Below are 15,379 nucleotides of genomic sequence, written 5' to 3'. Positions count from 1 at the left end.
CAAGCGTTCACACGGTTCCGTGATCGGCATCCACAATACCGGCCGGTGATGGTCGGCGGTTCCGGATGGCCATATCCAACGCGTTGACCACCAAGGTGTCATCGGCCTTCGAATCCATCGACCAGCCCACGATCCTGCGACTGAACGCGTCGAGGACAGCGCAGCAGTACAGTCATCCTTCGCGGGTGCGGCGCTGGCGATATCGTGGCCCACAACTCATTCGGGGAAAGCCGATGGAACGTGCGGTTGACGCATGGGGATCACAGTCTGTCGATCACCGGGTGGATCGATTTGGGCGGGTGGGCAGGTCAAGATTCACGTGATCGTGCTGCAGACCCAGCAGCGTCACAACAGCTCCGGCATCGGCCAGTCGCCGGCCACGGTGGCGCCGACACTGCCGGACCCCACGACCACATAACCCGGCGACATCCGGCCGGTTGGAGGCACTGGTCACACGTACGCGCTTCATTCCAGGACCTCCGTCGACCAACCCGATCAGTTTCACAATCTGAATTAGTTTCGACCAACACGGCGAGGCTGGCCACGGGAATGGCACCCGGGCTTTGATATCTCTAGAGGATTTGGCGATGCGGATCCGACGATCAGATATCGGTTCAATCGGCGGGCACCAGTACGGATCACCGGGTAGCACCATGTTGGGCGAGCATGGCGGTCATGATCTGGATTTCCTGGGTCTGCTCATCGACCATGACACTGGCCGCCCGACGGATGGTGTCGTTGGTCGTGCGCTGGAAGGCGTAGGCGGCCATGGTGATTCCGCCTTGATGGTGACGGGTCATCAGGTGCAGGAACAGGGTTTGATTGGCCAGGCCGGTGCTGTGTTGCAGTTGTTTCAGGTCAGCTGGTGAGGCCATGCCTGGCATTTGCATCGGCTCGTTCATGGCGGCGTGGTGGTCGGCGGAGGGGGCCATCATCCATGCCATCGGGTGCGTGCCGGCTGGTGGGGCAGCCGCGAGTTGGAGCCAGCCGGTCATCTGGCCGATCTCGGTGAGTTGGGTGAACCGGATCTGTTCGGCGAGGGCTTTCACATCGGCGGTGGCGTCGGGGGCGAGCATGTCGGTCATCGTGACGGCCTGCTGATGGTGGGCCGACATATCTTGGGCGAAGCCGATTTCCATGCTGGACAACACCGGCGGCAATTCGGTCCGCGGGTAGGCCGCCGCGCAGATCGCCGCGCCGAAGACCGCGGACATCAGGAGCGCTGCGACACGCCCAAGGTGTGGACGCGTCATCGTGGCGGGTAGACGGCAGGATCCAGGCGCAGGGCCATGAAGCCGTTGTCGGTGCAGGTGGCGTAGAGGAGGTTGCCGCGGAATTCCGGCGGCGACATGCACCAGTCGGCGGACAGGTCCAGACCGATGATCCGGCCGTCGCGCACGATGTCGTCGCCGTTGATTTGGCCGTTGAGGATGGCTTGGGCGATCGAGATCACGCTGCTGGCCGGCGGAACGACCACGCCGCCGAAGCGAACGTGTTGCGAGTTGGGAAGTTGATCGTTTTTCCCGGTCTGGGCCGGCGGATTGAAGTAGGCGATCTCGTGGATGTGGTCCGGGTCTCGGATATCGAACACGCGGATGCCCGATTGCGCCCATCCGCATGCCATGGCTTGTGGATCTTGGCGCTGATCGACGTTGCAGTAATGCGACTCGTAGCCGAACGCACCGCTGCTGGATGCGCTGGCAGCCCACCGATCAAGGTTCTCGGGCAGGTTGATGGCGAGTTTGATCGTGGTGCGCAACCGCAGATCGTTCAGGTCGCCGGCATCGAAGAGTTTGACTCCGCCGGAGCCGAATTCGTCGACGTTGAACACGTAGGGATGGCCGCCGTAGGTGACGTAGATGCTGTGCTGACTGATCAGGCCGTCGTGCCAGTGCTTGTACCCGCGGCTGGGCAACAGCTGGTGCATCGTCATTCCGGGGGCGGCGCGGTCTTGGATGGCCGAGGTGTCCAGGATGTTCATCCCGGCGGCAGTGGACATGAACATCGTGTTCCCGTCGGGTGTGAAATCCATTCCATGACTGGCGAATCCGGCCGGCGCGCTCCACGCGACCGTAGGGTCCGTGGGGTCGGAGACATCGACCGCGCTGGCCCAGATCTGTCCGGATGCCCAATAGGTATTGCCGTCGGGTGAGAAGTTGCCCTCGTGGGTGAGCATCGGGATCCGCACCCCCGGTAGGGAGCCGCGTCCTTCGTTGAGCAAGCGTGGGTGGGCGCAGTCCGTGGCGACATCGTAGAGCGAGATGTAGCCCAGGCCGAAGAGGAAGGGCACCCCGGTGCCGGCAAGCAATCCTCGGGTTTCGTTCACTTTCAGCGACTCCCAGGTGCCGTTGATCATCGCCGGCTCGGCGAGCATCACGGTGGGCCGCGGATTCGCAGGATCGGACACATCGAGCACCTGCACGCCGCTGGTGTGAGGGAAGGTCGACCCGATGTACACGCAGTTCTTGTAGGCGGCGCTGGTCCAGCCTGCTCCCGGGCCCTGGAATTGGCCGACGAGATCGATGTTGCAGGCGTAGCCCAGCGTGCTGCGCCGGGAGTCGCGATCACCGACGGGGACCTCGCCCTGTAGCCCGGTCTCCACGCGGTCGCCGGGCCGACACGAGGCCTCCGGCACCGCCACCGACCAGACGTCGTTGTTCTCGTCGAAACCCGGCGGCAGGCTGGCTGCGGCGATAGCCGCCTGGGTGACCGCAACACCCAACGTGAGCACCATCAGGGCCGCCAAAGCTGCCCACCGCGCCGACATCCGACAGGTGCAGCAAACGCCGCATCGGCTATTAGCGGACACGGTGCATGACATCCTCCCCATGGCCGGACCGTAACATCCTCTATGGACTTAGAGGAATATATTGAGAAATCCCGGGCAGGTTGGCAGCGATTCGCAACCATCCGAAGAGTGCCCTACTCGGCATTCTCGGGCGCGCTCGGCACGCTAAGCTGCCACCATCACCGCACGTCGCACGTACAACAGCGCCCAGCGTCGCCTCGATCTCGCCGACGCTGCCATTGAGCTGCTCGGCACCCACGGCTCGCGCGGGCTCACCCATCCTCGGGTCGACAAGCATGCGCGCATGCCGGCGGGCACCACGTCGTACTATTTTCGGACCCGCAAATCCCTTCTACTGGCCGTCGCTGAACGGCTCACCGAACTCGACCTCGCCGATCTGACGATGATGGACGAGCTCAACGACCACACCGGCACCGGCTACGCCGGAACCCTCGGCTTGGCCAGACTCGTCATGCTCTCCGGCACCGCGCCGTACCTCACCCGAACCCGCGCCCGCTTCGAGCTCATCATCACCGCCCACCAGGATCCTGATCTCAACGCCACCATGGCTGCCTATGGCATCCGGTTCTACAAACTGGCCCGTAATGTCGTCGCCGGGTGGTACGACGATCACACCATGGCACCATCGGTGATCGAGGAGCGCGCCGTCATGGTCCTCACCTTCATCAGCGGCGTCATCACCAGCTTCGTCAACGGCTACCCCGTGGTCTCCACCGCCGAACACCTCGACTCACAAATTCGCCACATCCTCGACCCCGGCCGGAGCACATCCCCTCCGAATCCCTTTGGCACCCCGTCCGAACCGAAGCGGGTCGCCGCGCCGGAGGCTTAACGGGGAGCAACCTGAAGGCATCAGACATGCACTAGATATCTAGCGTGCTAGTATCTAGCATGTAAGCAGACGGTCTACTAGGGAAGGTGTCGACTGTGCCACAGGCATCTCGTGATCACTTGGGTCGGCAGCTGTCTTTCGCGTTGTACGGGGCCGCCAACCGGATGATCCGCCAGCACAAGCCATTCCTGGAACCGCTGGGCCTGACGTTTCCGCAGTACCTCGTGGTCCTGGCGTTACTTGATGACGCGCCGCTTCCGGTCGGCGCTTTGGGCGCCCGCCTCGATATGGACACCGGCACGATCACGCCATTGGTCAAGCGATTGGAGGCCATCGGAATGGTGACGCGGACACGGGACGTGGCCGACGAGCGCAGGGTGTTCGTTGATCTGACTGCCCGTGGCCGCGCGCTCGAACCCGAGATCCGAGGCATCACCGACCAAATCAAGTCTGCCTGCCAACTCACCGACAGGGGCATCGATGACCTTCGGCGCACGCTCGAAGGACTGGCACACCCCGCGGTCGACTAGGCCACGCGCCACGAAAGGACTCACCATGAAGATCGGAATCATCGGCGTCGGCCACATCGGCAAGACGCTCAGCCAGCGGCTCGCCGGCGCCGGGCACGATGTCAAGGTGGCCAACTCGCGAGGCCCAGAAACGGTCGAGGCCGACGCACTGCGGACAGTAACGGCATCCGACGCGGTGAAAGGTGTCGACGTCGTAATCCTCTCAGTCCCCCTCAACCGCGTTCCCGGCATCGCGCCGATCCTGCAAGACGCATCACCGGGCGCCGTGGTCATAGACACCTCCAACTACTACCCTGCCTGGGACTCCCGGATACCGGCGATCGAGGACGGCCAGATCGAAAGCCTCTGGGTCGCTGAACAACTCGGTCGCCCCGTTGTGAAGGCATGGAATGCCATTGGATCAGGGTCGTTCGCCAACAAGGGCACGTCTGCGGGAATGCCGGGCCGAATAGCGATTCCCGTCGCGGCCGATGATGCGACGTCGCGGGCCCTCGGCATTGCCCTGGTCGAGGAGACAGGTTTCGACGGTTTCGACGCCGGCGGGCTGGACCAGTCGTGGCGTCAGCAACCCGGAATGCCGGCATACTGCACCGACCTGACCAGCGATGAAATGCCGGCCGCGCTGGCCACGGCCGACGCTGCCCGATCACCCAAACGCCGCGACATCGGGATGGCCTCCGTCGCCGAACGATTCGGCGCGGACGGCACCAACCCGGACGAAGACTATGGCGTGCGTCTCAATCGCGCCCTCAACATGTGACGGCGGGACGCCAATAGTTTCCCCAGCTCCACTCAGAACGGAAGATCATGCACCTCAACGAAAAAGACACTGCGGCAACAAAGCAGACGACATCGCACGATGCGGCCGACAAGCCCGACTTCGGGAAGTTCGGCGTGTGGACGACCAATCCGGTCTCCCCGGAGGATGCCCATGAGATCGAGAAGCTGGGCTACGGCGCGGTGTGGGTCAGTAGCGCCGCCCCCGACGACCTGTCCTGGGTCGACCCGATCTTCGACAGCACCACCTCATTGAAGGCCGCGACCGGGATCATCAACATCTGGAATTCCCCGTCCGCACGCGTGGCAGAGGCATTTCACCGCCTTGAAGATCGTCACCCGGGACGGTTCATGCTCGGTATCGGCGCAGGCCACCGCGAAGCCATTACCGAGTGGGAGAAGCCCTTCGATGCCCTCAATGCCTACCTCGACGACCTGGATCGCTACGGCGTGCCCGCTGACCGCCGGGTCCTTGCCGCACTCGGCGACGGGGTCCTGAAGCTGTCGGCGCGGCGCGGGGCCGGCGCGCACCCCTATCTGACCACCCCTGAGCACACCGCGCGGGCGCGCGAGGTGATGGGGCCAGCCGCCTTCCTGGCACCGGACCAGAAGATCGTGCTATCCGAGGACAACGCAGAGTCCCGCGCATCAGGCCGCGCGGCACTCGACGTGTATCTCGGCCTGGCCAACTACCGCAACAGTTGGAAACGACTCGGCTTCCGCGACAACGATGTCGCCAAACCGGGCAGCGACGAACTCGTCGATGCCGTCATCGCCCACGGTAGCGTCGACGACATTGTGGGACGCCTCCAACAGCACAGGGCAGCCGGCGCCGATCACGTCGCCATTCAGGTCATCGGCACCAAAGAACTGCTACCGGCACTGACGACCTTGGCTCCGGCACTGGAACTCCGGGCACGCACCCGATGACCGCGTAGCCGCCATTCGGTCGCTACCCGAGTTCGAATTGCGGGCGGTTTCGGCGAGCACACGTGAATCCGCCCGCAGCGCGGCAGCGGGCTTCGACGTCCCACCATGGCTTTCGGGCGTTTGGCGGCGTTTACGTCGACAGCTACGCCCCGTCAGGAGCGAGTTCGACGAAAGTGAGCTGAAGTAGACCCGGGGGGAACCTCATCGAAGACCGCGCGTTCGTTGATGTGGTGGACATCGGTCGACGACATCGCTGGTCGCCCCGCATTGACTAGAACAGTTGTCCTGCTAGTCAGACCGCCGTCGCCACCCTTTCCTCGCGAAGAGTTTCTCATCGGCACACTTGGCGGCGATCGAAAGTTGTTGCTCTTGTTGATCGCGCGACAACAATATATGTTCTATGTCATGTTACATATTATGGAAAGTCGCACCGGCGGCGGGAGCGGTGGAGCCAAGCGCGCTCTCCGCATCGTCATCGAGGGCCGGCCGTTCAATCCCGCTGAGGCGCTGGATCTCGGCCTGGTCGATCAGGTTGTCGCGTCGAGCGAGTTGCGGCAGGTCGCGATCGCCGAAGCCACCCGTCTCGGTCGCCGTCCCAAGGCGGCCATGGCTCAAGCACTCTCGCGCGGCCGCTTCGATGCAGGCACACCTCGATGACGACGCCGCCCACCGATCACGGAATGTCTGCCCTACCCACACGAATCGAGAGTTCGGGGCATTGGGTAGAGCTGTTCGCGGCGGCGTTTGCCGCCGGTGACTTCACAAGTGTCGCCGCACTGCGCCGCTTGGTGCACCCTGACTATCACGCGGTGCAATCCCAGGCCCCGGACGCCCACGGGCCAGATGGTTTCCTCGATCTGTTCAAACGGGTCTATGCGCTTGTCCCTGATCTGCGCGGCGAGGTGTTGTACACCAACGTCTTCGACGACGGCGTCTACATCGAGGTTCGGCTCTCGGGCACGCTCGGCGGAAAGCCGGTCACCTGGGACGCATGCGATCGGTTCCGGTTCGCCGGCGGACTTGTCATCGGCCGTACGACCTACCTGGACCCATTGCCTCTGTTCTCCGCGGTCGCGCGCCGGCCGCGCGCATGGACGCGCTGGTGGCGCTCCGGACTCGGCGCCCCGACGCGCAGCACCCACTCTCGGTTCAACACGCACTACCCTGAATGAAAGAGCACTGACATGCAACAAGAACAGTCAGGCCCCACCTACCGGCTCAGGCGCGCCCTCGTGGTCGCCAACAAGCGGCTCTTTGCGACGATGCGCTCGGAGAAGACGAGTACGGTGCTGGACATGCGAGTCCGGCCCACCGGTTTTGCCGAGTTGTCGCGATACACGCACTGCCTAGTGGTCACCTATCGCAAGGACGGCACCCCGATGCCGCAACCCGTGTGGCCCGGCTACGACGGCGACCGTGTGTACCTGTGGACCGAAGTGGAGGCATACAAAGCCAAGCGCCTGCGCCGCAATCCCGAAGTGCTCATCGCTCCGTGCTCGTTTCGCGGAAAGCCGCTCGGGCAGCCGATCGCCGCGCGTGGTCGCATTTTGGAGACCGATACCGAGCGTGCGCACGCAGAGTCTGTCATCCGGTCCCAATGGGGCTGGAAACGTGCGGCTTTCGCGGCTGCATCACGCCCGCTCACCGCGGTGCACTACATCGAGCTGACGCCCATCAACCCGGCCGGCAACCCAACAGCTGGAGAGCGAACGTGAGCCCACGTGCCTCCGATGCCCGCCAGAGAATGCTCGACAGCGCATCGGCGCTCATCCGCGAACGCGGGGCATCCGGCACCAGCATGGACGATGTTCTGCAGCACAGCCGCGCTCCCCGCGGATCGGTCTATCACCATTTCCCCGGTGGTCGGGCCCAGCTCGTCGAGGAGGTGGTGGACCGAGCCGGCAGCGCACTCGGAGAGGTTCTCCACGACGCCGGCGATGCGACACCCCTGGCAACGTTCGACGCGTTCATCGCCATCTGGAAGGCCAGTCTGCAGGCCTCGAACTTCCGTGCCGGCTGTCCCGTTCTTGCGGTCGCCGTGGAAGCCAACGACGAAGCGCCACAGCTGACCCAGGCTGCGGCCCGCGCGTTCGGCAGCTGGCGCGACGCCCTGGATACGTTGTTGCGCGCCCACAGCGCCTCCCCGGCACGCGCCCGTCGCCTCGCAACGTTGACCGTCGCCGCGGTCGAGGGCGCCGTGGCACTGAGCCGCGTCGAGCACGACACCCAACCGATCGACGACGTCGCCCGCGAACTACGCGCACTCATCCGCGAAGCAACCCGCGGCCGCCCGATGGATAGACGTCGGTCGTCCGCGGGTGCTGAGTGACGGTGCTGAGTGACACAGCGGCTGCCGGTGCCGCACTCGTCAACACCTTCCTGACCGCTTGAGCGCTGCCGGCCATAACGATGGCGAGCCCTAATGGTGCCGGAATCGGCAATGGACTGGTTGGTGCCCAGTTAGTGGCGGGCGCGGCATGCCAGCCCGAGGAGAGGCCAGAATGTAGGTCTAGCAACCGCTCCGGTGTTTCCCGACTGGAGTGCCAGCGGTCGGCGGCCGGTGGGGTCGGGTGGCACCGCTTAGGTTTGAGAAGCCTGCGCCGGCGGTGTCGAAGGCGGCGGTGATGAGGTCGCGTAACGCTTGAGCGCCGCTGGTGGGATCCCAGAAGCGGTAGGCGGTGGTCGCCGCGGCGTCCGCTGCCGCGACAACTAGGGCTGACTCAAATTCTGTGCTTCCTGCGGCTACCGCTCGCTCGGTCGCCCACTGGATAAGCGTGTGGCGAAACTGGTCGCCGAAGGTGCGTCCGCTGCTGGCCAGTGTCGGGTTGCGTTGCAGGAGATGGTGCTGGACGACGATTTGTTCACTGACCGACTCGATGGTGGTGACGAGGATTTGTTGCACCGATGTCCAGACCGGTTCGTCGCCGGGTCGGGCGTCGAGTAGCGCCGTGTACGCCGCGAGCTCCTCAGGGTCTGCATCGAACACCGCCGCATCCTTGGAAGCGAAGTAGTTGAAGAACGTTGCCCGGGACACGTTTGCTTCGGCGGCGATCATGTCGACGCTGACATCGGCGAAATCGCGGTCTTTCAGGAAGCGTGTGGCGGCGGCACGAATGTCTCGCCACGTCTGCAGCTTCTTGCGTTCCCGCAATCCCAGCGGCTCCGAGGTAGCCAACAACGGCGAAGACACAAACATAGATGCAGTCTACTCTTGGACTCAGTCTATGACACTGAACGGGCCGCTATGCGCCAAGCGGGCGCCCTACGGGTTGCGTGAAAGGAAGTAACAGTTGCGAACCGACAGGGACTCATGGAGTCCGGCATCGGGCGTCGGGGCGACGGCGACGATGGCGGCAGCAGCACACGCGGTGGCCTCAAGGGCTCCAGACGCGAAAATCAAGGACCACGTCGCGGAGTCGCCGGTGCGTGCGGTGGGTGTCGACCTGCGCAACGACTGGCCCTCGGCACTGGCCAACGCGGGTTTTGACCCCTCCCGGCCCACGGCCTGGATCGCCGAAGGTCTGCTTGGCTACCTCCCGCCGGACTTCCAGGACCACCTGCTTAACGCGGTCACCCCCCAGAGCTCGCCAGGAAGCCAGTTCGCCACCGACAGCCTGCCCAAATTTGCCACGATGGGTCCCCATGACGTCCAGTCGATGACCGAAACCTTGGCCGAGCGATGGGGACCGCTGGGCTTCGACGTCGACCTGAGCGAACTGGTCTATCTCGGCAACCGCCACGACGTCGATCCCTACCTGTCTCATCGGGGATGGGACGTGGCCGCGGTCCGTACCGCGGAGCTGCTGGCGAAGTGCGGTGTGGCACCGCTGGTGAGCGGCGGCGAGGTTCCGTTCTCAGACATCGTGTATCTCAGCGCCACCCGCCCAGAAACAGGGGCGCGCACCCGATGATGACGAACCCGGCAGAATCCGCCGCACCGGTCATCGTGATCACCGGTGCTACCAGCGGTATCGGTCAACTGGCCGCCATCGACCTCGCGCGGGGCGGCGCTCACCTCGTGCTCACCGCCAGGAGCAGGGAGCGTGCCGAGCAGACCCTCGGCCGGATCCGACAGGAAGCACCAGAGGCCGTCCTCGACGTCGTCGACGCCGACTTCACCGATCTGGCTAGCACACAGCGCGCGGGCGCAGAGATCAACGAACGCTTCGCGCACATCGACGTGCTGATCAACAACGCCGGTGTGCACACCATGAGTCAACGCACCACCCTCGACGGACTGCCCGAAATGGTTGCCGTCAACTATCTCGCACCATGGCTGCTCACCGGCACTGTCCTACCGGCCCTGCGGCGCGCCGAGCGCGCCCGAATCGTCACCGTCGCTTCCGAGGCATCACGCCGCCACGGCACTCTGCGAATACCGCAAGATCTCGCCAGCACCAAACCCTTCAAGGCTCTGCAGTCATCTCCGATCTACGGCAAGACCAAACTGCTCGACATCATGTTCACCCTCGAACTAGCCGAACGCCTCTCCGACACCACCGTCGACGCGATGTGCCTCAACCCCGGCTACAACACCACCAGCCTGGGCCGCGAATTACGCTTCGCGGCAGCACTTGAACGCCTCCTGCACACCTTCAGTATCGGCAATCCGCACAACGGCGCCAGCCTCATCGTGCGCGTCACCACCGAACGCGGCCTCAACTCAGGGGGCTACTACTCCGGCAAGACCGCTCGCCTCATCACGCCCGTCGCGCCAGCCAACGACCCCGCCACCCGACAAAAGCTGTGGCAGGCTACCGCTGACCTCCTGGGCACCAAGGGCTACATGGATATCTACCCTGATTGGCGATAGGGCCTCAGGTGGAACCAACGACATGGAACAGGACTCCTCGATGAGCCCACAATCTCGGGTCGAGCTTTATGCGGTCATCCGCCGCGACGCCCGCGCGGGCATGTCAAGCCGAGAGCTTCACCACGGCCGCGCCGATATCTCGGCGTTCATTTCCTAGACACACCTACCGGGCCGCGAAGCCGAACTCGACGTCGGCGAGATCAGCGTCCAGCTCCGCGGCGAACTGGTCACCTGCCACCTGCTCTCCCCACGAATGTCGTACTCAGGCAAAGCCGTCCACCGCGTGTCGGCTACCGGGGGCCAGGACGCGTTCTTCGAAGGGCACGTCCCATGCCTTCCAGGTTCTTGGTGGAGTGTCGGGCGGCAAGCCAGGGCGAAGGGCTTTGCCGTGCAACTCGCAGGCGGGGCCAACCTCGTGCGGGAGGCCACCGGCGGGCGCAACTTCGAGTACGTCTCCGAAGACCCACGTCTGACTGGCCTTCTGACCTGCCCTTGTCGTTGCTTCGCGTGACGCAGGATCACTGCTCCTCGACATTCAAGCGCCTTAGTTGGCGTCTCCTTGCGATAAACGATCGTTCATACCGGCACAGAAATATCCGCGTGGACTGGCATATATACCGACAAAATGTCAAAAACGTTCGCTTACTTGCGCTACGGTGGTCAGTGAAGAGGTACGGGTTGCCTTTCGCATCCGGCTTGGCGGGTAGTTCGCCGCCCGCGCGGAGCCCCAGAAACCGGTCGTAGCCTCGCGACCGGCATGGAGGAGAACACATGAAACTCGGTCTTTACCTTGGCTACTCGGGTGCGCGCGCGGACTTCTCGATCGATCTGGTGAAGCGTGCCGAACGGCTCGGCTTCGATTCCGTCTGGACGTCCGAGGCATATGGCACCGATGCCATAACGCCGCTGGCATGGATCGCGGCGCAAACCTCGCGGATCAAGCTGGGAACCGCCATCATGCAGTTGGCCGGCCGGCCGCCGACGATGTGCGCGATGCAAGCCATGACAGTGGACGCGCTCGCAGGCGGCGGCCGGTTCATAGCCGGTCTTGGCGTCTCCGGACCGCAGATCGTCGAGGGTTGGTACGGGCAACCGTGGGGCAAGCCCTACTGGCGTCTCCGTGACTACATCGAAATCATGCAGAAGGTCTTTCGCCGCGAAGGGCCGGTGTCGCACGACGGTCGCGAGATCTCGCTCCCGTACACCGGCATCGGCGCTACCGGTCTTGGCAAGCCGCTACGTTCAATCCTGCACCCGAGCCACAAGATCCCAATCTACCTGGGGGCCCGTTCGGACTCGATGCTCCGACTCACCGGTGAACTGTGCGACGGAATTTTGCCGGCGCGATTTGTCCCACGCGAAATGCCGCGCTTCCGCCGACACATCGAGGAGGGCTTTCAGCGTGCCGGCAACGGCAAGTCCTGGGAGAACTTCGATTTCGAGGCATTGGCAGGGGTGACCGTCACCGACGACGTGGAGAGCGCCCTGCGGACCGTCAAGGCTGGCGTTTCACTGTATGTCGGCGGCATGGGACACCCGACGGTCAACTTCCACAAGCGCGCCATGGAACAACAGGGCTACACGGATGCCGCGGCGCGTATCGAGGAGCTGTTCCGGGCAGGACGCAAGGAAGAGGCGGCATCCGCCGTTCCAGACGAGTTCGTCGATGACCAGGGCCTGTTCGGCCCCCCGGCGCGGATCCGTAACCGATTCAAAATGTGGGCCGACTCCGGGATCACCGCACTACACCTTGACACCACACAGACTGCCGCCATCGAACTGATGGCGGAGATCGTTGCGGGTACCGACACGGTTCCAGCTACCGCGTGAACATTGCGTCCACCTAAGGGACTGCTCCGGGGCCGGCCCGACGTCGCTGGTCTATCGACTACCGGCGTGCCGCTGGCGTGGCCCGAATCGGGGTGTCCGCCGTTCGCGGAATGCCTCGAGGGCCTCCGCGAAGTCAGGTCGCTGTTGCATCTGCTCCTGTAATTCCGCCTCGTAACCGAGAAAATATCGAAGGTCGGCGTCGGTGCCTTCATGCATGGCTGCTTTCACGGCGCCCACGCTCGAAGAGAGGGCGCCGAACCGGTGTCCGAACTCGATCGCCGCGTCGAGGCAGCGATCCACCTCGGATACCTCAGTCACCAGGCCCCATCCGAGCGCCTCGCCGGCCGGCAGATCGCGTGCCAGAATGGCCAGTTCCAAAGCACGGGCACGTCCGACAAGCTTTGGCAGCAACCAGAGAGAACCGGCGTCGGGGATGAGACCAATCTTGGTGAAGGAGAGCTGAAAGTATGCCCGCGGATCCGCCACTCTGAAGTCACATGCCATGGCAAGGGACGCGCCGGCTCCCGCAGCGACTCCGGTGAGCGCCGCGATCACTGGGAGCTCCAGGTCGAGCAGGGTGCATATCAAGGGGTGGTAGTGGTCGAGCAGCAAGCTCTTGGCTCCCAGCGAACTCGACTTCAGGTCGGCGCCGGAACTGAAAGCGCCGCCTGCACCTGCCAACACAACCGCCCGGACCTCGGGCTCGCCTTCGAGGCGTCGCAGGGCAACGCGCAGCCCATCGAGCACCTCCGGCGTCAGTGCGTTACGCCGCGCCGGGCGGTTGATCGTCAACACCGCGACCGCAGAGACCCGGGTTTCACGGAGCTCGCCCGATTCTGGCGCAGAGTCCGATTGCACGCTGGACATGGCGCCGCCTTTCGCCTTCACCACCGACCGGACACTCCAGGCCGGATAACGATCGTTTACTAATCTGAAACGATGCCATAAAGTGGACTTTCTAAGCAAGTGTTTCGACGACCGCCTCGTCGAGCGACACAGCGTCTCTATTGAACGATCGTTTTGACAACGGAGGTGGATATGCAGTCGATAGCGACGCCCGTCTGGACCGATGACAGCATCGGGTTGCCGGCACGCCGACGTGCGGACCGGGGCGTGTGATGAAGTTCGAGATGAGCCAAGAACAGCGCGCGCTACAGCAACGCGCTGCCGAGGTGGGCGACTCACTGCGCGCGGAGGCACGAGGCTGGGATGAGACGGACGACGCCCCTTACTCTGAAATCTTCGACCGCGTAGCGGCCGCCGACCTCCTTGGCGTTGCGATGCCACGGGAATACGGCGGAAAGGGTGGTGACGCGGTCGACTATCTGATTGTGGTGGAAGCGCTCTTCCGGCACGCGCAGTCATGGTTACCGCCCGAGCCTGTGTTCTGCACCAGCGGGCCCGGCCCATCGATGCTGCTCCTGGGCGACTCGATAGTGAAGGAGAAATACCTCCACGACATCGTCTCCGGGCGCCGCGCCTGCAACATCGCGCTCACCGAACCCGACGCAGGATCCGCGCTGACCCACCTCACTACGACCGCTGTTCGAGATGGCGATGAACTGATCCTCAACGGCACCAAGAACTTTTTGACCGGGTCGGGCGTGAACGACTTGAATGCCACCTTCGTTCGGTTCGACGACACACCGGGCGCCAGGGGCATCGGCGCGGTGATCGTGGAGACGTCGATGCCCGGGGTGCGAATCGAACGCGGTCCGACTTTCATCGGCGACCGGGGAATCGCCCACGGGGACATGATCCTTGAGAACGTTCGGGTGCCGATCGAGAACGTGATCGTCGGGCCAGGACAGTTCGCTCGACTGATGACCGCATTCAACCTGGAACGCCTACACAATTGCGGGTTCTGGCTGGGCTTCTCCCAGGCGGCCTACGACGAGGCCGCCCGCTACACCCAGCAGCGGCAGGCCTTCGGGAAGTCGATCATCGACTTCCAGTCCGTTTATCACAGTCTTGCCGACATGTGGGTGCAGATCGAGGCGCTTCGACTACTGGCCTACCGAGCCGCGGCCGGCGCAATCGACGGCCGGTTTCCACAGCTGGCGGAAGTTACCCAGGCCAAGCTTTTCGGCGCGACGGTAGGTCCACAGATCACACTCAAGGCGATGGAACTACACGGTGGTTACGGACCCACCACCGACTTCGCGATTCAGCGAATCCATCGCGATTGCGTCACCAACGTCGTAGCCGGCGGCGCGCCGGCAGTCTTGCGAAACGGCGTAGCTGCAGGCCTCTTCCCCAATCGAAAGTTCCCGCAAACCTAATCCTTCGTCCAACCTGCCACTGACCTGTGAGGGGTGTCGACCCCTTGGATCCTGTCTCGCGCAAGCTCGCCTGGGCGTACCGATTCGGCCATGGCCGTTGGGGGGCGAGGAAATACTGAGCCGCGCAATCGCGACGTCGCCACCCGCTCGGAAGGTTGGCTCAACGCCGAGCAACGAAGCAAGCCTGTTTCCGACGGGAGGGCGGTGGTGTTTGGATGCCGAAGACGGCCGGCATCGGCGTAATCCCAACCGTGTGCGGGTATTCTCCACAGAAGTACCGGGACGTGCCTGGGTCTGCGGCGAAACCGGTTGTGAGAGCGGCGAACAACGATGTCGATCCCCAGCGAGCACGCCTGTTCCCCAGTCGGGCGGCTATCCCAGCTTGCGCAGCCGCGGTTCCAGATCCCGCTGGAACAGCTCCAGGAATCGGCGCTGATCCTGCCGGGGGTCGTGGAACACCAGGTGGTTCAGTCCCCACTTGACGTAGTCGGCCACCTTCTCGACGGCCTCGTCCGGATCCGACGCGACGATCCAGCGCTTGGCGACCTGCTCGATGGGCAGTTCGTCGGCGGCCTT

The 15,379-nt window shown here is 64.0% G+C and carries 16 protein-coding genes and 2 pseudogenes; 12 read left to right on the top strand and 6 right to left on the bottom strand.

The window, feature by feature from the left end:
* Window positions 1-16: 16 nt before the first annotated feature.
* The 3 genes and pseudogenes from AC1DY7_RS29545 to AC1DY7_RS29535 all read right to left on the bottom strand — a co-directional run.
* Window positions 17-251, bottom strand: a pseudogene (locus AC1DY7_RS29545) (DDE-type integrase/transposase/recombinase); the annotation flags it as partial.
* Between the two features lie 387 nt (window positions 252-638).
* Complete coding sequence (locus AC1DY7_RS29540) at window positions 639-1,214, bottom strand: DUF305 domain-containing protein (RefSeq protein WP_477497313.1); 576 nt, start codon at window positions 1,212-1,214, stop codon at window positions 639-641.
* A 35-nt stretch (window positions 1,215-1,249) separates the two neighbouring features.
* The gene (locus AC1DY7_RS29535; RefSeq protein WP_477497312.1) at window positions 1,250-2,734 is read right to left on the bottom strand and encodes an LVIVD repeat-containing protein; all 1,485 of its coding nucleotides are present in this window, start codon (window positions 2,732-2,734) and stop codon (window positions 1,250-1,252) included.
* Window positions 2,735-3,092: 358 nt separating this feature from the next.
* Here AC1DY7_RS29535 and AC1DY7_RS29530 point away from each other — a divergent pair, with 358 nt between their 5' ends.
* From AC1DY7_RS29530 to AC1DY7_RS29495, 8 genes are all read left to right on the top strand, one after another.
* Window positions 3,093-3,641 (top strand): TetR/AcrR family transcriptional regulator, encoded by a 549-nt coding sequence (locus tag AC1DY7_RS29530; protein WP_477497311.1) that lies wholly within the window; start codon window positions 3,093-3,095, stop codon window positions 3,639-3,641.
* 164 nt (window positions 3,642-3,805) lie between these two features.
* A complete protein-coding gene (locus AC1DY7_RS29525; RefSeq protein WP_477497310.1) occupies window positions 3,806-4,171 on the top strand; it encodes a MarR family winged helix-turn-helix transcriptional regulator in 366 nt (121 codons plus the stop codon).
* A gap of 25 nt (window positions 4,172-4,196) precedes the next feature.
* Window positions 4,197-4,931, top strand: coding sequence for an NADPH-dependent F420 reductase (locus AC1DY7_RS29520; protein WP_477497309.1), 735 nt, complete (start codon window positions 4,197-4,199; stop codon window positions 4,929-4,931).
* 47 nt (window positions 4,932-4,978) lie between these two features.
* Window positions 4,979-5,878 (top strand): LLM class F420-dependent oxidoreductase, encoded by a 900-nt coding sequence (locus AC1DY7_RS29515; protein ID WP_477497308.1) that lies wholly within the window; start codon window positions 4,979-4,981, stop codon window positions 5,876-5,878.
* Window positions 5,879-6,247: 369 nt separating this feature from the next.
* On the top strand, window positions 6,248-6,535 hold the full coding sequence (locus tag AC1DY7_RS29510; RefSeq protein ID WP_477497307.1) for an enoyl-CoA hydratase/isomerase family protein: 288 nt from the start codon (window positions 6,248-6,250) through the stop codon (window positions 6,533-6,535).
* Window positions 6,532-7,050 (top strand): nuclear transport factor 2 family protein, encoded by a 519-nt coding sequence (locus AC1DY7_RS29505; RefSeq protein ID WP_477497306.1) that lies wholly within the window; start codon window positions 6,532-6,534, stop codon window positions 7,048-7,050. The genes AC1DY7_RS29510 and AC1DY7_RS29505 overlap by 4 nt, the downstream gene beginning before the upstream one ends.
* A 12-nt stretch (window positions 7,051-7,062) precedes the next feature.
* A complete protein-coding gene (locus tag AC1DY7_RS29500; protein WP_477497305.1) occupies window positions 7,063-7,593 on the top strand; it encodes a PPOX class F420-dependent oxidoreductase in 531 nt (176 codons plus the stop codon).
* The gene (locus tag AC1DY7_RS29495; protein WP_477497304.1) at window positions 7,590-8,207 is read left to right on the top strand and encodes a TetR/AcrR family transcriptional regulator; all 618 of its coding nucleotides are present in this window, start codon (window positions 7,590-7,592) and stop codon (window positions 8,205-8,207) included. Before AC1DY7_RS29500 ends, AC1DY7_RS29495 begins: the two co-directional genes overlap by 4 nt.
* A 180-nt stretch (window positions 8,208-8,387) precedes the next feature.
* On the opposite strand, the gene AC1DY7_RS29490 is transcribed toward AC1DY7_RS29495, so the two are convergent.
* Window positions 8,388-9,074, bottom strand: a complete 687-nt coding sequence (locus AC1DY7_RS29490; protein WP_477497303.1) for a TetR/AcrR family transcriptional regulator — start codon at window positions 9,072-9,074, stop codon at window positions 8,388-8,390.
* A gap of 94 nt (window positions 9,075-9,168) precedes the next feature.
* Between AC1DY7_RS29490 and AC1DY7_RS29485 the strand changes: the two genes are divergently transcribed.
* The 3 genes from AC1DY7_RS29485 (at window position 9,169) to AC1DY7_RS29475 (ending at window position 12,521) form a co-directional block, all read left to right on the top strand.
* Entirely contained in the window at window positions 9,169-9,789 is a 621-nt protein-coding gene (locus AC1DY7_RS29485; RefSeq protein WP_477497302.1) for an SAM-dependent methyltransferase, read from the top strand.
* Window positions 9,789-10,691, top strand: coding sequence for an SDR family NAD(P)-dependent oxidoreductase (locus tag AC1DY7_RS29480; protein WP_477497301.1), 903 nt, complete (start codon window positions 9,789-9,791; stop codon window positions 10,689-10,691). The genes AC1DY7_RS29485 and AC1DY7_RS29480 overlap by 1 nt, the downstream gene beginning before the upstream one ends.
* 771 nt (window positions 10,692-11,462) lie before the next feature.
* Window positions 11,463-12,521, top strand: a complete 1,059-nt coding sequence (locus AC1DY7_RS29475) for an LLM class F420-dependent oxidoreductase (protein WP_477497300.1) — start codon at window positions 11,463-11,465, stop codon at window positions 12,519-12,521.
* Between the two features lie 51 nt (window positions 12,522-12,572).
* On the opposite strand, the gene AC1DY7_RS29470 is transcribed toward AC1DY7_RS29475, so the two are convergent.
* A complete protein-coding gene (locus AC1DY7_RS29470) occupies window positions 12,573-13,412 on the bottom strand; it encodes an enoyl-CoA hydratase/isomerase family protein (RefSeq protein ID WP_477497299.1) in 840 nt (279 codons plus the stop codon).
* A gap of 227 nt (window positions 13,413-13,639) precedes the next feature.
* On the opposite strand from AC1DY7_RS29470, the gene AC1DY7_RS29465 reads away from it, so the two are divergent.
* The gene (locus tag AC1DY7_RS29465; RefSeq protein ID WP_477497298.1) at window positions 13,640-14,803 is read left to right on the top strand and encodes an acyl-CoA dehydrogenase family protein; all 1,164 of its coding nucleotides are present in this window, start codon (window positions 13,640-13,642) and stop codon (window positions 14,801-14,803) included.
* A gap of 372 nt (window positions 14,804-15,175) precedes the next feature.
* Here AC1DY7_RS29465 and AC1DY7_RS29460 read toward each other — a convergent pair.
* Window positions 15,176-15,379, bottom strand: a pseudogene (locus tag AC1DY7_RS29460) (glucose-6-phosphate dehydrogenase (coenzyme-F420)); the annotation flags it as partial.

Source organism: Mycobacterium sp. P2_H7, from assembly GCF_056403275.1.
This window is presented reverse-complemented; position numbering and strand designations above follow the sequence as displayed.